At 46.0% G+C, this 14705-nt stretch carries 11 protein-coding genes; all 11 read right to left on the bottom strand.

Annotation, left to right across the window (positions count from 1 at the left end):
* Positions 1-5: 5 nt before the first annotated feature.
* The 11 genes from E5329_RS08760 to E5329_RS08710 all read right to left on the bottom strand — a co-directional run bounded on the left by E5329_RS08760 (position 6) and on the right by E5329_RS08710 (position 14700).
* Entirely contained in the window at positions 6-746 is a 741-nt protein-coding gene (locus E5329_RS08760; protein ID WP_135989191.1) for a hypothetical protein, read from the bottom strand.
* A 1-nt stretch (position 747) separates the two neighbouring features.
* Positions 748-1326, bottom strand: coding sequence for a DUF4255 domain-containing protein (locus tag E5329_RS08755; RefSeq protein WP_135989190.1), 579 nt, complete (start codon positions 1324-1326; stop codon positions 748-750).
* 65 nt (positions 1327-1391) lie between these two features.
* Positions 1392-3452, bottom strand: coding sequence for a hypothetical protein (locus E5329_RS08750; RefSeq protein WP_135989189.1), 2061 nt, complete (start codon positions 3450-3452; stop codon positions 1392-1394).
* A 21-nt stretch (positions 3453-3473) separates the two neighbouring features.
* Positions 3474-4361, bottom strand: coding sequence for a hypothetical protein (locus E5329_RS08745; protein WP_135989188.1), 888 nt, complete (start codon positions 4359-4361; stop codon positions 3474-3476).
* Between the two features lie 7 nt (positions 4362-4368).
* The gene (locus E5329_RS08740; RefSeq protein ID WP_135989187.1) at positions 4369-6096 is read right to left on the bottom strand and encodes a hypothetical protein; all 1728 of its coding nucleotides are present in this window, start codon (positions 6094-6096) and stop codon (positions 4369-4371) included.
* Positions 6068-7246: a hypothetical protein gene (locus E5329_RS08735; protein WP_135989186.1), complete on the bottom strand. Its 1179-nt coding sequence runs from the start codon at positions 7244-7246 to the stop codon at positions 6068-6070. The genes E5329_RS08740 and E5329_RS08735 overlap by 29 nt, the downstream gene beginning before the upstream one ends.
* Before the next feature lie 35 nt (positions 7247-7281).
* A complete protein-coding gene (locus tag E5329_RS08730; protein ID WP_135989185.1) occupies positions 7282-9384 on the bottom strand; it encodes a baseplate J/gp47 family protein in 2103 nt (700 codons plus the stop codon).
* 39 nt (positions 9385-9423) lie between these two features.
* A complete protein-coding gene (locus E5329_RS08725) occupies positions 9424-12354 on the bottom strand; it encodes a baseplate J/gp47 family protein (RefSeq protein WP_135989184.1) in 2931 nt (976 codons plus the stop codon).
* A gap of 39 nt (positions 12355-12393) precedes the next feature.
* Entirely contained in the window at positions 12394-12807 is a 414-nt protein-coding gene (locus E5329_RS08720; RefSeq protein ID WP_135989183.1) for a GPW/gp25 family protein, read from the bottom strand.
* A 55-nt stretch (positions 12808-12862) separates the two neighbouring features.
* Positions 12863-13642, bottom strand: coding sequence for a phage baseplate assembly protein V (locus tag E5329_RS08715; protein WP_135989182.1), 780 nt, complete (start codon positions 13640-13642; stop codon positions 12863-12865).
* Complete coding sequence (locus E5329_RS08710; protein ID WP_135989181.1) at positions 13639-14700, bottom strand: phage late control D family protein; 1062 nt, start codon at positions 14698-14700, stop codon at positions 13639-13641. The genes E5329_RS08715 and E5329_RS08710 overlap by 4 nt, the downstream gene beginning before the upstream one ends.
* Between the last annotated feature and the right edge of the window lie 5 nt (positions 14701-14705).

The following is a 14705-nucleotide window of genomic DNA, read 5'->3' as shown; positions in this document are numbered from 1 at the left end:
AATCCTCACTCCTCCAAAATATGATTTTCCTTTCCTGAAAAAATCTCTGCTTCCCCGCATATTTCCTGTTCTGCGTATCTGCAGGAATACTGCAGAATACATTTTTCCTGAGGAAGTTTTCCCAGAAGCAGGTAAATTTCCCCCGTTTCGTCTGCAATGCTCTCCTGGGCCGGAAAGAGCAGCGTATCTTTTTTCTGCCAGGAACCTGTCAGAGGCTGGAAAAGCTGAAAATATTCATGATCCCCTTCCAAATATCTCATATGAAAATATTCCCCTGATTTCTCCTGCTTCTTTCGAATATGCCAGAACACACTTCTGGTTCCACGTTTCAGATAAAAGGAAATCTTATTTTCCCTTTCCCTGTAATCCTGAAGCAGCCGGCAGCTTTCCCGCGCATCCTCCAGATAGCATCTCAGCACGCTTCCGGGCTTTGCCCTTCCCCGGACTGCCGTATGTCCTTCTCTCAAAGGCCAGGCAGGAGAGGGATACAGCAATATTTCTTCCGCTTCTTCTCCGCCATCAGTCTTCAGAGACAGTTTTCGATACTGATAAATGGGAGAAGTCACCTCTATCTCAATTTCCGGGCTGTCCACATTCAAAAACAGAACATAACCTCCGCTTTTTTTCTCTGCTGACCCGCCAGACAGAGAATGGATTTGGATTCCCGCCGATACAGGCATTCCGGTAAATGCATCTCTGAGCAGTACCACTTTGGAAAGATGTATGTTAGTTTCCTGTAATATCATCTTATGTCTCCTTTCCAGAATACCGGTAACTGATTTCCCGTACACGTTTTACAGATTTCTGTCTGGTGGACTGAATTTCCACAGGTCCCGCGGTATAATACAAGGATGTCCGGTAAGCTGCGTTGGGCACTGTCCAGAGACGTAGCTTTTCCTCTGTTTCCAGTTCCAGCATCTGAATACGAATATTGTTATTGCCTGACACATCGGAAGGTGCAAAAGTCTCCGGATCCAGCACCGCTTTGTCCCGGAACGCCTGGATAATTTTACCCATAATCTGATGTTCCTGCACCGCCCGATATTTTAAATCGCACTGCAGATAGAGGGTAATCATATAATACAACGTCAGATATATGGATGGATAACGCTGGGCGTTCCTTCCAATATTGGTCATCTCATGGTCCTGAATGGAGGTATCTTCCCTTACATCATAGAGCCACACGCCCACCGCGAAATCCCCGTGATCTTCCGGAGAACAGAGACCAATCTGGTCCGGACTGTTTAACAGTTCCGGAATCAGCGTTTCTTTCAGCAACGATAAAATACCATTTCCTGTATCTGCAATTTTTGTGTAGTCTGACATAACATTCCTCTTTTCTATCTGAATTGTGATTCAGAAGTCTCATGTCCCGTCCAGAGATCTGAATTTTAAGGATCCACCTGGGATTCCTCAGTCTGTACCTGGGGATTCTCCTCGTCCTCATCATCGTATTGGGTTCCTTCCGGGTCCGGAACCGTCAGAATCCCGTTTTTAAACTGCCCTGCCTCCAGAACTTCTCCGGTAGACGCCTCATAACGAATCCCGTGGCCGAAATAAGTTCCATTGACAAAATCGCCTTTGTAAAGGAGGTTTCCATTCTCATCCCACAATTTGCCGGAGCCATAATATCTTCCTTTCAGAAATCCGCCGTCATAAATCAGGTTTCCGGTGGTATTATGGTATAGTTTTCCTGTTCCGTTATACTGTCCTCTGTAAAACTCTCCATCATAAATCAACATCTCCGTGGCCGCGTCTATGAGCTTACCAGCACCCTGATACAGCCCGTCCGCAAAGGAACCATCATAAATCAGCAGCTCCTTTTCTGCATCATAGAGCTTGCCTGTACCATCATACCGATCCCCTTTAAACGTACCATCATACACCAGTTTTCCTTCTTCGTTATAGGATTTTCCAATTCCTTCCCGTTTTCCCTGAACCCAGGCTCCGTCGTAGGTCAGATTCTCGTTTTCATCATAAAATTTTCCGGTTCCGTCATATTCTCCATTAATCAGCCCACCATCATATACAAGTTTCCCGTTTTCATAGAGTTTTCCTTTTCCCTCATATTGGCCTTTGACAAACTCTCCTTTGTACAGAGTATTTCCATCCATATCATAAGAGGTTCCGGCCCCTTCTTTTTCTCCGTTGATAAAACTGCCTTCATACACAAGAACTCCTTTATTATGGACTTCTTCTGATTCTGTTTCGTCTTCTGTGGAAGATTCGCTTTCTGAAGCTTCTGTCCCGCCATTTGAGGAATTTTTACCCTCCGATATACCTGTTTCAGCCGCAGATGCGGTGTCTCCGCTTCTGGAATTACTGTCTGTTCCGCCCTCAGAACTCTCGCCCGCTTCATTTCCAGCTCCGCCTCCGGTGGTTTCTCCCTCTCTGTCATTTCCGGTCCCGGAAGGTTCACTTGCATATAGTTTTCCTTCTCCTTCATACACGTCATTGACAAAATCACCTTCATATGCAACATTTCCGTCTTCGTCATATTCCGTACCGGAACCTTCTTTTTTCCCGTCTACGAAATCACCTTCATACACGAGGGCTCCATCTTCATACAGCTTTCCTTCCCCTTCGTATTCTCCATCCTTGTTAACTGTTCCATCATAAAGGACAGTTCCATCCTCATCTTCCATGACAACAGCCTGAAGTTCCGGCTCTCCGTCCTCAAAAGTTCCCTCTGCAACCACATTTCCGTCTTCATCATAGAGAGTTCCCTTTCCATCCTTCTCTCCTTTGGCAAAAGTTCCCACATATTCTTCCTGACCATTTGGAAAATACAGCGTTCCATTCCCCTCATAAAGACCATTTTTAAAATCACCCTTATATTTCAACCTGCCATCTTCATCATAGAGAAACCCCTGACCGTCATACTGATTCAGCAGAAAGTTCCCCTTATAACAGAGAATATCCGTATTTTCATAGTAAAGCTCTCCCTCTCCGGAATACGCCTCCATCTCAAAATTCCCGTCATACAGCAATGCTCCCGTATAGGTATAGAGCTGTCCCTTTCCATTGATACGCCCTTCCTCCATTTTTCCTTGAAAGATCAACGTTCCATCATCCTGAGACACCAGCTCCACCTTTCCGCTGTACCCTACCATTTCCGGTGAATTAATCACCATGGTTTTGGTAAAAAACTGTGAAATTAAAATGGGGTGCAGTAATTTCACATACAAAACCGGAAGGATTGCCAGAAGAAGCAGAACAACATATACCATCCTTTTCAGCACATAATAATGGCCAAAAGAAAAATAATCCCCGATGGTCCGCTCTTTTTTATTTTTTTTCTGATTGATTCCCTTACGGACGTCACTCAGAACTTTTGAAGAAAAGGATTCCGGGCTGACCATCCGCTTCGCCTTGCGAAACGCCACTTGAAACGGCGCTGTTAAAATATGTGACAGCCTCCTGGCTGTACGGCTAATCAGTCCGCCCCGCATATTACATCCCTCCTGTCTGAACTACTTTTTCTTCATGCGCCCGGTTTCCTGAATTTCCAGGGTCCCGATTTTCTGAAAAGAAATCCCTTTATCTGACAACACCGGATTGGGCAGTGTCAGCAACAGATACAGAGCCGCTGAGCCAATCAGAAGGGCTGCCAGTACCGCCCGGATTTTCGGAAATATTTTCTTAAGTCCCTCCCAGACGCGCCACCAGATTCTTCCTGGCTTTAACTCCTGCTGTTCGCTTTTTGTCAGCACTGACTCATAAATATTGTCATAGGCCACATAACTGTCCCAGAGATAAACCAATCGGCCTTCTTCCATATCCCTGGCATATTTCATCAGTTCTCTGGAGCTTTTCTGTTCCAGCTCCTTTAAAAACATCTCCTGCACCAGGCCGCTGACCCGGCTGATACAATCTTTTTCCTGTATCTGCCAGTAGTAGTCCACTTCCGTAAAAAAATAATTAAACCGGACGCTCAAATCCTCCCCAACCACAATATTGTCTTTCCGCAGCACTTCATACAGAAAACATTCCGGCATATTCAGAAGAAAAATCTGCGCAAAAATATTTTTCATAAGCTGCAAACGTTCCAGCAGATTATAATTGCCCTGTTCCATGGCCTGCTGCAATGTCTTTCCGCTGGCATGGCTGAACACAATATAATACTTTCCCTCTGCATTAAAGCTGGTCTGAAAGTCTTTAAAGGTATAATTAATATTATTCCTGGTAGTGACCGGCACCAGTTTTCTGGCCAGTTCCATATCGTTGACGCAGGCCACCGTATACCGGACGCCCTCTGTCCCGGCAGCGTCACAGGCTACATACAGATCAATGGCTCCGGAACCTGTGGTCTTAATCTTTGAAATCAGCTCATACTGTTCATCCTGAAACTTAAGTACCATATCTGTCTCACTCTTTCTCGCGTACCACTATAAAGGTTGACGCCTGTACCTGGGGATAAGCCGTACTGGATACGGAAATCTGGAAAATACTTGCAGTCTCCGGCGCAGTATATTTTCCGTTTTTATCAATGGTCCCGCCATTACGGTCCCTGACGCTCCACTGCAGCCGCTCGTCCGTAAATCCTTCCAAAACCGCAGTAAAAGCAATACTGTCTCCGGTAAACACATTTGGATTATCCGGCTGTATATAAATACGTTTCTTCCTGGCTGATTCTGATTTGCGGACTTCATTGCGCAATGCAGTCCAGTGCACCCGTATCAGTTTTGCACTGCTGTTTTTTATAATCTTCAGAGCAATTTCAAAAGTTCCCCTGGAAGGCTCAAGCCTTGCCCCCAGAGAAGCCGCAAAGCCATATTTATCCTGAAACAGGGAAGCGTCTCCAAATACCATCTGGGAATCTCCGGAAAATCCATTATCCACTTCATATCCAAGATCAATGGTCACAGGGCCGAAACCCAGTCCATGTACAATTTCATCAGAATACAATACCTTGCCTGGACGCATATGGCTCACATCAAAGACCACGTCCCCGTAGGCTGTTTTCAGAGGTTTTTTCTCTTCCTGCTCCTTCCGGTTCTCTGTTTCCAGCAGCTCCGCTTCTTTCAGCCTTTTCACGTCTTCCGTTAGCCTGCCAATCATGGCCGCCGAAATCTCCGTATGCATGATCTTCTGTTCAAAAGGCAATGGTTCAATCCGCTCAATCAAACAGACGTCCCCGGCCCGGACCACATAAATTTTTGCCAGATAAATCCCCTGCTGAAAGGTATTTCCCACAATATAATCCATGGCTGTTTTATAGTATTCTGTCTGCAGACAATCATAGATATTTTGGTCACTGATCCTGGCCCGGCTGACGCAGGGAGCGGCCTCACTGTATTCTCTGCCGCCTAATTTCAGTTTAAAGCTGTCTCCCACCAGAGCGGCTTCCGCCTGTACATCATTGACACAGGCTGCTTTCATAGGAATTTCTATCTGATATTTTCCTGCTTTCTCCTGATTTTCTTCCTGAAAAGAAACATGTACCCGGTTTCCTTCTCCATTTGTGAGAAACGAAAGCTCCAGCTCATATTCAAAGGACAGTTCCTGCTGCCCTGTATGTTCCACCTCAATCCGCAAAACCGTGTCTTTTCCCATTTCCAGAAAGCTGGGCAGTACCTGAGAAATTTTTATGCCCTGTTCCTGATAAACCGTCTGTCGTTCTTCATAAAGCCGGGCAGGAGAGAAAGTTTCCCGTTCTGGCTCCTCCTGAGTTACAAACAGCCGGTAACCTTCTTTGTATTTGTTGTATTCACTGCTGTTTCGTCCCATGGTCCCCGTCACGTTATGCATAAGCTCTGCAGTTTCTTCCTGATATTCCAGACACAGGTAATAGAAATCCCCTTCCTGTTCTTCTCCATAGCCTTCCAGCTCCGAAATTCTGCGCACCGCCGGTTCATCCAGCACGATTTCACGCCCGGCAAAATCCAGCGCAAGTCCCCGTTCCACCGATATGCTCTCATCGTCTACCTCTACCACGCCCAATCCGCAGACCACGCCGGAGCCAAAAAGGAAACGGTTGATCGTCCTGCGCTTATCGTTAAAATATTTATGCTCTGTTTCAAAATCTTCCACGGACAGCAGCTTCCCATAAAAATACCGGTTCCTTTCAAATGGAAAGCTCTTTAAATTCTTCATATTTCTTTTCCTCCTTTGCCCCGGTTTCTGCCATGCCAACCATTGACGGAATTGCAGCCACACCGTTTAAATTTGCACGCTCCCAGGCAACAAGCGCACTGTTTACTCCTGCATATACATTCTGTCCCAGATAAATGCCCTGTCTCATGATAATCAGATGCATCCGAATGTGGGCAGGTCTGATATCTTCAATCATTTTTTTCAGTGCATGCTGCTCCCGCAGGGAAGGCACCGCCTGTTCCCGCACAAACACGCTCACTTCATACGGCCCATACGCATAAGACTGTTTCAGGCTCCGGTATGCTGTCTCATTTTTCCGATACTGTTCAATATCACAGTATTCCAGAAAATATGGCCGCTCTCCGGTAAAAACGCCAATGACATATTCCATATATTCCCTGGTACCCCGAATCAGGTTCTTTCTTACAATTCCGCTCAGCAAAACCCGCAATTTTTCTTCTTGCCACAGATGTCCATTGGAAATTCCCACCCATCTGGCCATCCAGTGCAGAAACTCCGGTTCTGCAGTCATTGGATCAAGCTGCCTGGTGGAACTTGTAATTTTTTCATCAAAATCCTGATATACTGCTTCAAACAGTCCCAGAAACCTTCTCAGAAAATCTTCCCTGCCTTTCGTCTGATAAATCATGGGAAGATACGACAGAAAACTGCGGTTCCCGGCATAAATCTTCATATGATGAATCTTTGGAAGAAATCCCGCCTGACAGAACAGATGAATTTCCATCCAGAGATATCTGCCTATCGCCCGGTACAACAAAATGTCCTGGGGATTCTGTATGATATGAGCCAGATAAGGCTTCATGGCCTGGTGTTTTTTTTCCGGCGGAATTTTCCGGTTTTGAATCAATTCCTCCCAACGGTAAATCTCACCGTCCACCACTGTCTCGTCCTCATCGCAGCAGTAAAAATAAAACCGGATGGAGTCATCCCCATAGCCTTCACTCTGTATCACTGCCCGATGCCACTGATTTCCCCTTTCCCCGCTGTCTAACAGGCGTGAAATAAAAACGCCGTTTTCCTGAACATCTTCCTCCAGAGCAAGCCCCTGCTCCGTAATACGGATTCCTTTCCGGTAGCCGGACTCATAATCTTTCTTTTTATTAAATACAAAATATGCAAGCTGCTCCATATTATCGCCCCTTGTCTATGGTCACTTTTCCTCTGCTATGACATAAAAATCCGAAAATCCATCTCTTTCAGCCAGGGCAGCCCATTGGACGGAAGCTGTATGTCTCCGTTGGCCAGATAACGGTATCCCCGGCCGCCTGCCTCCAGTGTAAGAGCCCTGGCCTGCCGCACACAGGGTAAAATATCAATAATACCATAAATAGCACTGCAGGACACTGGCCGGCCGATTTCCCATACAGTTTCATCCAGATAGGAACGCACTGCCTTTTCAAGCATTTCCTCCGCCTCGGTAAACTGAGGCCGGATAACAATTTCTGCAAAGACAGAAATACTTACGTATTCCGGATTCAAAATCTTTATCGCAGTGCCAATCATCTTACGCTTCTGCAGCATCTGTTCCAGATTCTGCCTGTACTTATCACTCAAATGGGTATCCCGCTCTTTATAACTCAGAGGACGCACTACAATGGAAATCTCATTTTCAGGCAGAGAGTCACGATTTCCTGCAGGAGGAACGACTTTGCTGTCCAGAATCAGAAGCCCCGGCGTCTGTTTTACCAGTTCTTCATAATCTGAACCGGTAACGCCGCGATGGACCTGCTTTAGTTCCCGCCGCAGCCTTTTGTAACATTCCTCTATGGTTTCATCATCCCGGCCACCGCAGGTCATCTCATACTGCCTTACCAGAAGCTGCGGAAATTCCCGGCATTCCCGGATTTTGCCAGCCTTGATATTTCCGGATTTCCCACTGCTGACTTTCAGGCGCAGCAGACGAATATCCCCATCCGGCGCCATGCCATGCTCACAGTTTCCAAACAACAGCCTGTGCTCTGCAAGCTCCAGTACATATACTGCGTCTTCCGGCGTACAGGTATCAAAATCCTCTACCCGCTGATAGGGATAAAACCTGCCGTCCTGTCTGTCCTTTACCATAATTTCAAACTCATCATACACAATATCTATAATATCCAGACGGTATTCCTGACTGGCAGAACCATTTCCCAGCCCAATCTCCCGCCTGCCCTGAAACTCATTCTCCCAGGCAGCCAGCCTGCAGATAAATTTCCGGTTGTTCTCTGCCTGCTTTGGTCTTTGAAAAAACAGTACCTGATCTCCGTCTTTTGCTTCCTTCCGCTCAAGTACCGGAGTAAGCGCCCAGCCTCCGTCCTGTTCCAGATACAGCTCTGTCTGTCCTCTTCCAGCCAGATACATACTGCTTTTTATTGAAAGAATTTCCTCTCCTTCTCCAGGGATCACCTCATGATCCTCATAATCACACCAAGAATACTGCTGCCTTACCTCTGTTTCATTAAAATATATATTCTGTATCAGGGGAGCCACGTCATAATCATTTTCCATCAGTGTAACGCGTATCTGAAAAGCCCCGTATGTTTCATCTTCCACCATTTCCTTCGGCAGACGGAATCCAATTTTTCCACGCTGCAAAAAGGCGTATGTAGTGTCAAATTCCACAGGCAGCTCTTCCCAGCCTTTCGAGGACTGATATTCCCATTTCAGCTTTGCCAGAGGAATAAAATCTTCTGTAATGGGATTGCGGCTCACCTGATAATCTGTGCGAATATCAAAAGATACCGTAGTTCTTTCCACCAAAGAAAATGCCCTGTCCATAACAAAACAGCAGCTGTTTCCCACTTCCGGACACTCTCCGAAAGGATACAGGCACATCTTTTTTTCCAGATCATTTCCAATATTCACATAGCGGTCCAGCAGTTCTCCGCACAGAATATATGCGCCAATCAGCCGGATCGGATGAGGCCATTCCTTTTGCACTGTCTCAAAGGCCATATCTCCGGCATAAAACCGGGTTCCTTTCAAAAGAGGAAACTGACTGTCTCTGAATCCTGCTGCAGGCTCCACACTGACAGCTCCCTGGGCAGGTCTTAAATGATTCAGTTTCATCCCCAGCAGTTTCAGATATTTCTGCCGTTTCCAGCCGCAGAGCTGACTGATCTGATACTGTTGTATCTCTTTAAACCATGACAGGAGTCCCAACAGCATAATTCCCGGATCGGACTGGTTATAGTTCGTCCAGTCCGGGCATTTTCCTGGTATCTGAAATACTGCATCCGCTTCAATTTCTCCATACGATTTATCATCCAGATTCAAATTGTAGAACATGGCCTGTACTCCTTTTTCCTCTGTTCTGTCTTTTCATTCTCAGGGTTCCGCCACTATTTCGTGAAAACCGCTCTTTGGCAGGCGGTAAAAAGGCAGAAGCCGTTCTTCGTTGACTTCATATTCTTCAAACCTGCCGCTGCGGTATTTGCGCAGGGTAAGCTGGCTGATATATTTTACGCCTTCCACCTGCTTTAATGCGTGGGTAATCTGATTTTTATCCGGCAGAGTACCGATTTCCCATCCATCCCCATAGAAATTTCCATGAAGCGGATCCAGAAAACGCTCCAGTTCTTCTCTTATCCGTTTTGTAGCGGCAAAAATTTCCTTTTCCTGAGCCAGCTCCAGGACTACCTTCACATCCAGCCGAATCAGTTCCGGCATTACAATATGAAACCGCCCCAGATTTATAATATTTTCATCCATATGGTTAAACAAATGTTCGTAAATCTTTTTTCTGGTTCGCTCAAAACTGTAACAGCTTTCTCCATAACTTCCCGGAAGCACCACAAGAGTTACTGCCCCTGGCTGATATCTTCCTGTTTCATCGCAGCCTGGAAAACATTTTACTCTGCAAATATCCCGCGCCGCCTCCCGCGCCATATCTTCATAATCCTCTGCTGAGACACATCGTCTGCCATGACGCAGCAAACTGGCATTTCTGCTCACTGCATCCATTACACTTTCTTCCGGAAGACCACATACTGCATCCAGAGGATTAAATACACTGTTGATAAAACCTGCCGTCCTGTCCAGGCGGCTAATTTCCCCGGCCTTTACATTACCCTTTTCTCCCCGGCAATATCCATATTTTACATATATTTCAATCTCGCCCTGTTCGTTGCGTCCCGACGCATTCATATATTTTGGAAAAGTCAGAATACCATTGCATCGATCTGCAGTATATTCCTTTCTGCTGCCGCTGGCCGGCCCCAGTTCTTCCACTTCTGTCCAGAGCTCCCGGCTCTGTCCGGGGCCATTTCGATAATCTGTTTTTCCCAGAACATGAACCTCCAGCCGGGAAATGTCTCCATAAGAGAGCTGTATCTGTTTTTCCTCCATACGAGGTTCCATACCAAAGATTTCCTCTACTGTCTCAATCCCCACCACTGTAGTTGCATTAGGATAAATTCCTTCGATTTTGGGACAGTTTCCCGGAGTTTCATCCAGTTTCCGCCCATTTCTGTCACTGAGCCGAATCCAGAACAGGTTTTCTCCAAACAACAGCTCCTGGCAAATATCACTACGCCCATACCAGGAAATCAGCCCTGTATGGGCAAATCCTTCCGTACTGTCAGCAGGATGCATTTCTTTCCATCCTTCTGTGGACAGGTATTCCCATTTCAGTCCCGACCAATGATTCTGCAGTGTATCATGCATGACAAACAGCAGTTTCAGCGGGCCTCCGGCAGGCGGCTGTCCAAAACCAAAATAGCATGTTTTCTGTTCTTCTGTTCTTGCTTTGCATGCCGGAACCGCAAACCCTTTTTTCTGCATATCCTCTGTCTGATACTCTGTCAGTTCCATATTGTTCTGCTGAAACATGGCTTTCGGATAAAGGGGCGCTTCCAGATAGCTGTAACTCAGGGAAAAATTTCCGGCCACAGGAGCCACATAGGCGCCCTTTGTTTTAAAGGCATTGTTCATGCGAATGATTCTGGCACGAATACAGTAATTTTCCGCTGAATTCACCAGTACACGGCAGATATCTGACGGGCAGGTGAATTCCATCTGTCTGCGTACCCCTCGCAGTCCCTCACCGGCTGTAAAAATATTTCCATACTGACTGGACACTCCAAGGCGTTTCCATCCAAATCCATTGTAATATTCCCATATAACCTCCCGTATCGTGATATCATACTCTTCTTCCGGCACAAATTCCTGCTTCCGCATAATCCGTTTCCAGGCTATTTTCACACCGGACGCAATTTCCTCTATGGGAATCTTAACAAAATCAAGATCAAACTCCATCCGGATATGGGCTCCCGGTTTTCCGAATATTTCTCCGCTTCCTATGTAAAATTCATCATAAACAGACGGATGCTCCCCAAAGGCGAGAAATTCTTCAACTTCCTGATCCGTCCCGTTTACATGGATAAATTCTGGTCTCTGCCTCAGGCATTCCGTGCCCAGAGACATTTCTTTCAGATAAATTTCGGAGAAAAAATCTGCATCCAGTATTTCCGCATAAATCACATACATGGAAGAAAATGATTCCATCGGAGCAAGCCCATGAGCCCCACCGGGAATCTGAAAACAAAGTTTTCCGTCCTCATATGTATAATCCGTAATATTACGATATCCTTCTTCCTCTCCAATACCATAATAAAAACGTATACGCGACGAATCGCAGAGAGCTTCTCCAAAACTGTCTTCCTTTCCCTTCCTGACAGGAATAAGGGAAAGCCGGGCGTCTGCATGGGTTGAAATTGCAAGCTCCTGACCAAAACAGAAAAACATCAGATGACGCTGAAGGTTTTCTTCCCCATTTTGAAACAGAAAAAAGGAGGGCACAGCATCACGCTGTCTGTGAAACAGCTCATAAATCCCATCTCCTCCGGGGTCTGCCAGAAAGATCCGTTCCAGCTCCATGGGGCGGACCAGTACTTCCTCCTGAGTTTCAAACACAAGCTGCTCTCCCTCTGATTCTGCCAGCAGCCTGGTGCCAAAGGAAACTTCTGATTCACCAAAATACCCTTCCGGCAGCCCGAACACCACAAATCCTTCTGCCGGACTGGCAGGCAGAAGTCTTGCATTCACTCCGTCAAAAAAAGAGAACAAATCTCCTGCTGCGGACATATTAAATTTTTTAATATTGTCATACATCATATCAGCAAATATGGATATCAGAGCAGTTCCGGCGTCCGGTTGTTCCTCATCATATCTCCACTCCGGAACATACTGCTTTGCACATTTTCTCATATAGCTGATGATGTCCTCTTTGGACATTTTCTCTATTTGGGGAATATTCATGGCTGTTCCTCTCTTATTTCAAATCTCTGATTCCGGTTTTCATTCTCCCTCATTGATATAGAAAGGGTACACCAGATTATACTGGCTGTTGGTGGAACGGATTACATAACTGACATAAATCATCAGAAGCCCCTGATCAATCTGTTCGTCGCTGACTTCCGCCTGTATATCTGTAATCCGCGGTTCCCAGCGGATTAAAGCGTGTTCCACCTCCGTTTTCATGGAATACAGGGTGGTATAATCTGCTGATTCAAAGGTATAGTCCCGGATTCTGCATCCGAATTCCGGATGCATGGGCAGTTCTCCTGGTCTGGTTCCTATGATAATCCGCACAGATTCCCTGATACTGTCTTCGTTAGAAGACATTTTAATCCGTCCGGTGGCTCCGTCAATTTCAACGGGAAATTTCCAGCCTGTTCCAAGAAATGCTTTTACTCCGTTTCTCTGATCCATGGTCTCCTCCTCTTATACTCTCAAGGTTCCCTCTCAACTGTTCTCAAGGCAATTATTAATTTATCTTCACCATGCTTCCCTTGAGCTGAGCCATTCCCGAAGCCTGCAGTCCCAGTTCTCCATCGGCTTTTACTTTTATACTGGTTCCTTCTACAGATGTACTCTGGCCCTTCATTTTCAGGCTCTGCTGGGCTTCTAGCTGAATGGTGCCGCCGATAATCTTAACTCCATTGGAATCTGCTTTCAGCGTCTCTTTTGTTCCTACGGTAAGGGAAATTTCCTGTTTTGCCTTCAATGCCATGGCGCCGTTTTTGCAGTCCAGCGCCAGACTGTTTTCTTTCCCCTTATCCTGTATCTGAATGGTTTCATTTTCATCATCCAGCAGAATCTCCAGTCCTTTTGGGGTGTTTACCGTAATTTTTTCCTTACCTTCTGTCTCGATAAAGGTAATCTTATGTCCGCCTTTTGTCATAACAGTCTTTGTCTCGTTCTTCTCACTGGCTGCCTCTTCCGGCAGCTTGTCTTTCCCATTCCACAGACACCCCAACACTACCGGCATATTCATGTTTCCATGGATAAAGCCCACCAGCACCTCTGTACCGATTTCCGGCAGCCAGTAATTGCCAAATCCGTCTCCGCCATAACCTGTCATGACTCTTACCCAGTCAGAAGTTTTTTTGTCTTTCTCACCCATCAGATATTCCACTTTTATCATGCCCTTGTGGTTTTCATCCCAGATGTCTTTCACAATGGCATTCAAAAGTCCCGGCGCAGTGACCTCAGGATATGTCTTGTCTTTTTTTTTATCTGACAACAGTTCGTCATAAAAATTCAACGTTTCCAGCCTCCCACTTCAAAAGACGTCTGATAGCCATCCCCGCTAAAGATATGCTTGGCCTCCATGATATCATATGTGCCATCAATCAGTTCGGCGTCTCCGTCTTTGATTTTCACCCGTCCGCCCGCCTGAATTTCAGGGATTCCAATACACACTCCGCTGGCCTGTCTGGCCTGCTTTTTTTCCTCGTCTGCCTTATGATCCGCAATTTTTTTCGCATCATTGTTATCCTCCACGCTGGCGTTCATTTCTGTTTTCTCACTCTGCACCAGGGATTTCTGCTTATCGTCTGCCTTTACCTTTACCTCTGCTGTAACTTCTTCTTTCTTATCCACATCCTGTCCCATAATCTTTATCACCAAGTCCTGAAAAGACGCTCTCCGCTGAAAGGAAATAATATCCTTTGCCCATTCCAGCTCTACCGTATAAAACAATTCCGCAGTGATCTCCTTAAAATAAACGTTTCCCGCGTGCACAAAAAAATCCCGGTTCGCTTTTTTACATAGCTCCTCTTTGATAAATTCATAATCGCTGCCATTCTGGAGAATGCAGTCCGTTTCCAGCTTATCGGTCACATCCACATTCTTTGACTTATAAGCCGGTTTGTATTTTTTTATCACTTCATTAAACGCGTCGGAATAACTTTTGACCTGATGAGAAATATTGCTCTTTTTGCTCCCCATCATCATCCTCCGCACGTCCACTGCTGTCACCCGAATGGAAGGATTTTCGGAAAGCTCGTAGGTAATCTCATCCACATATCCATAAAACAGAGAGGTCAGAGAAGAACCGTACCCCATTTCCACTTCCACCAGTTCCCCCAGAATAAAATCAGAACTGACATCACTCCGAAAGCTACGGGTTTCCAGGTCATACACATTTGTCAGCTTGATTACCGCCGCACTGGCTGCAGTCTGGGAAAGAGTTACCTCCACAGATTCCACTGCATAGTCAGATTCCCCAATCAGGTCAAAACCGCCGCTTTTAACCTTCAGCGCAGGCACCCTGAAATCTTTATATTTCATCGCCAGACTGGCCATTGTAATGGTTGCCATAATCT

Source organism: Petralouisia muris (assembly GCF_004793545.1).
Taxonomy (GTDB): domain Bacteria; phylum Bacillota; class Clostridia; order Lachnospirales; family Lachnospiraceae; genus Petralouisia; species Petralouisia muris.
Note: the sequence above shows the minus strand (reverse complement) of the source record. Positions and strands in the feature narration are given on the sequence as shown.

Coding starts and splice junctions, on each gene's coding strand:
- E5329_RS08730 (WP_135989185.1), bottom strand. CDS start 9,384: ATGTTCTACAATTTGAATCTGGATGATAAATCGTATGGAGAAATTGAA.
- E5329_RS08750 (WP_135989189.1), bottom strand. CDS start 3,452: ATGCGGGGCGGACTGATTAGCCGTACAGCCAGGAGGCTGTCACATATT.
- E5329_RS08735 (WP_135989186.1), bottom strand. CDS start 7,246: ATGGAGCAGCTTGCATATTTTGTATTTAATAAAAAGAAAGATTATGAG.
- E5329_RS08740 (WP_135989187.1), bottom strand. CDS start 6,096: ATGAAGAATTTAAAGAGCTTTCCATTTGAAAGGAACCGGTATTTTTAT.
- E5329_RS08720 (WP_135989183.1), bottom strand. CDS start 12,807: ATGGATCAGAGAAACGGAGTAAAAGCATTTCTTGGAACAGGCTGGAAA.
- E5329_RS08745 (WP_135989188.1), bottom strand. CDS start 4,361: ATGGTACTTAAGTTTCAGGATGAACAGTATGAGCTGATTTCAAAGATT.
- E5329_RS08710 (WP_135989181.1), bottom strand. CDS start 14,700: ATGGCAACCATTACAATGGCCAGTCTGGCGATGAAATATAAAGATTTC.
- E5329_RS08725 (WP_135989184.1), bottom strand. CDS start 12,354: ATGAATATTCCCCAAATAGAGAAAATGTCCAAAGAGGACATCATCAGC.
- E5329_RS08755 (WP_135989190.1), bottom strand. CDS start 1,326: ATGTCAGACTACACAAAAATTGCAGATACAGGAAATGGTATTTTATCG.
- E5329_RS08760 (WP_135989191.1), bottom strand. CDS start 746: ATGATATTACAGGAAACTAACATACATCTTTCCAAAGTGGTACTGCTC.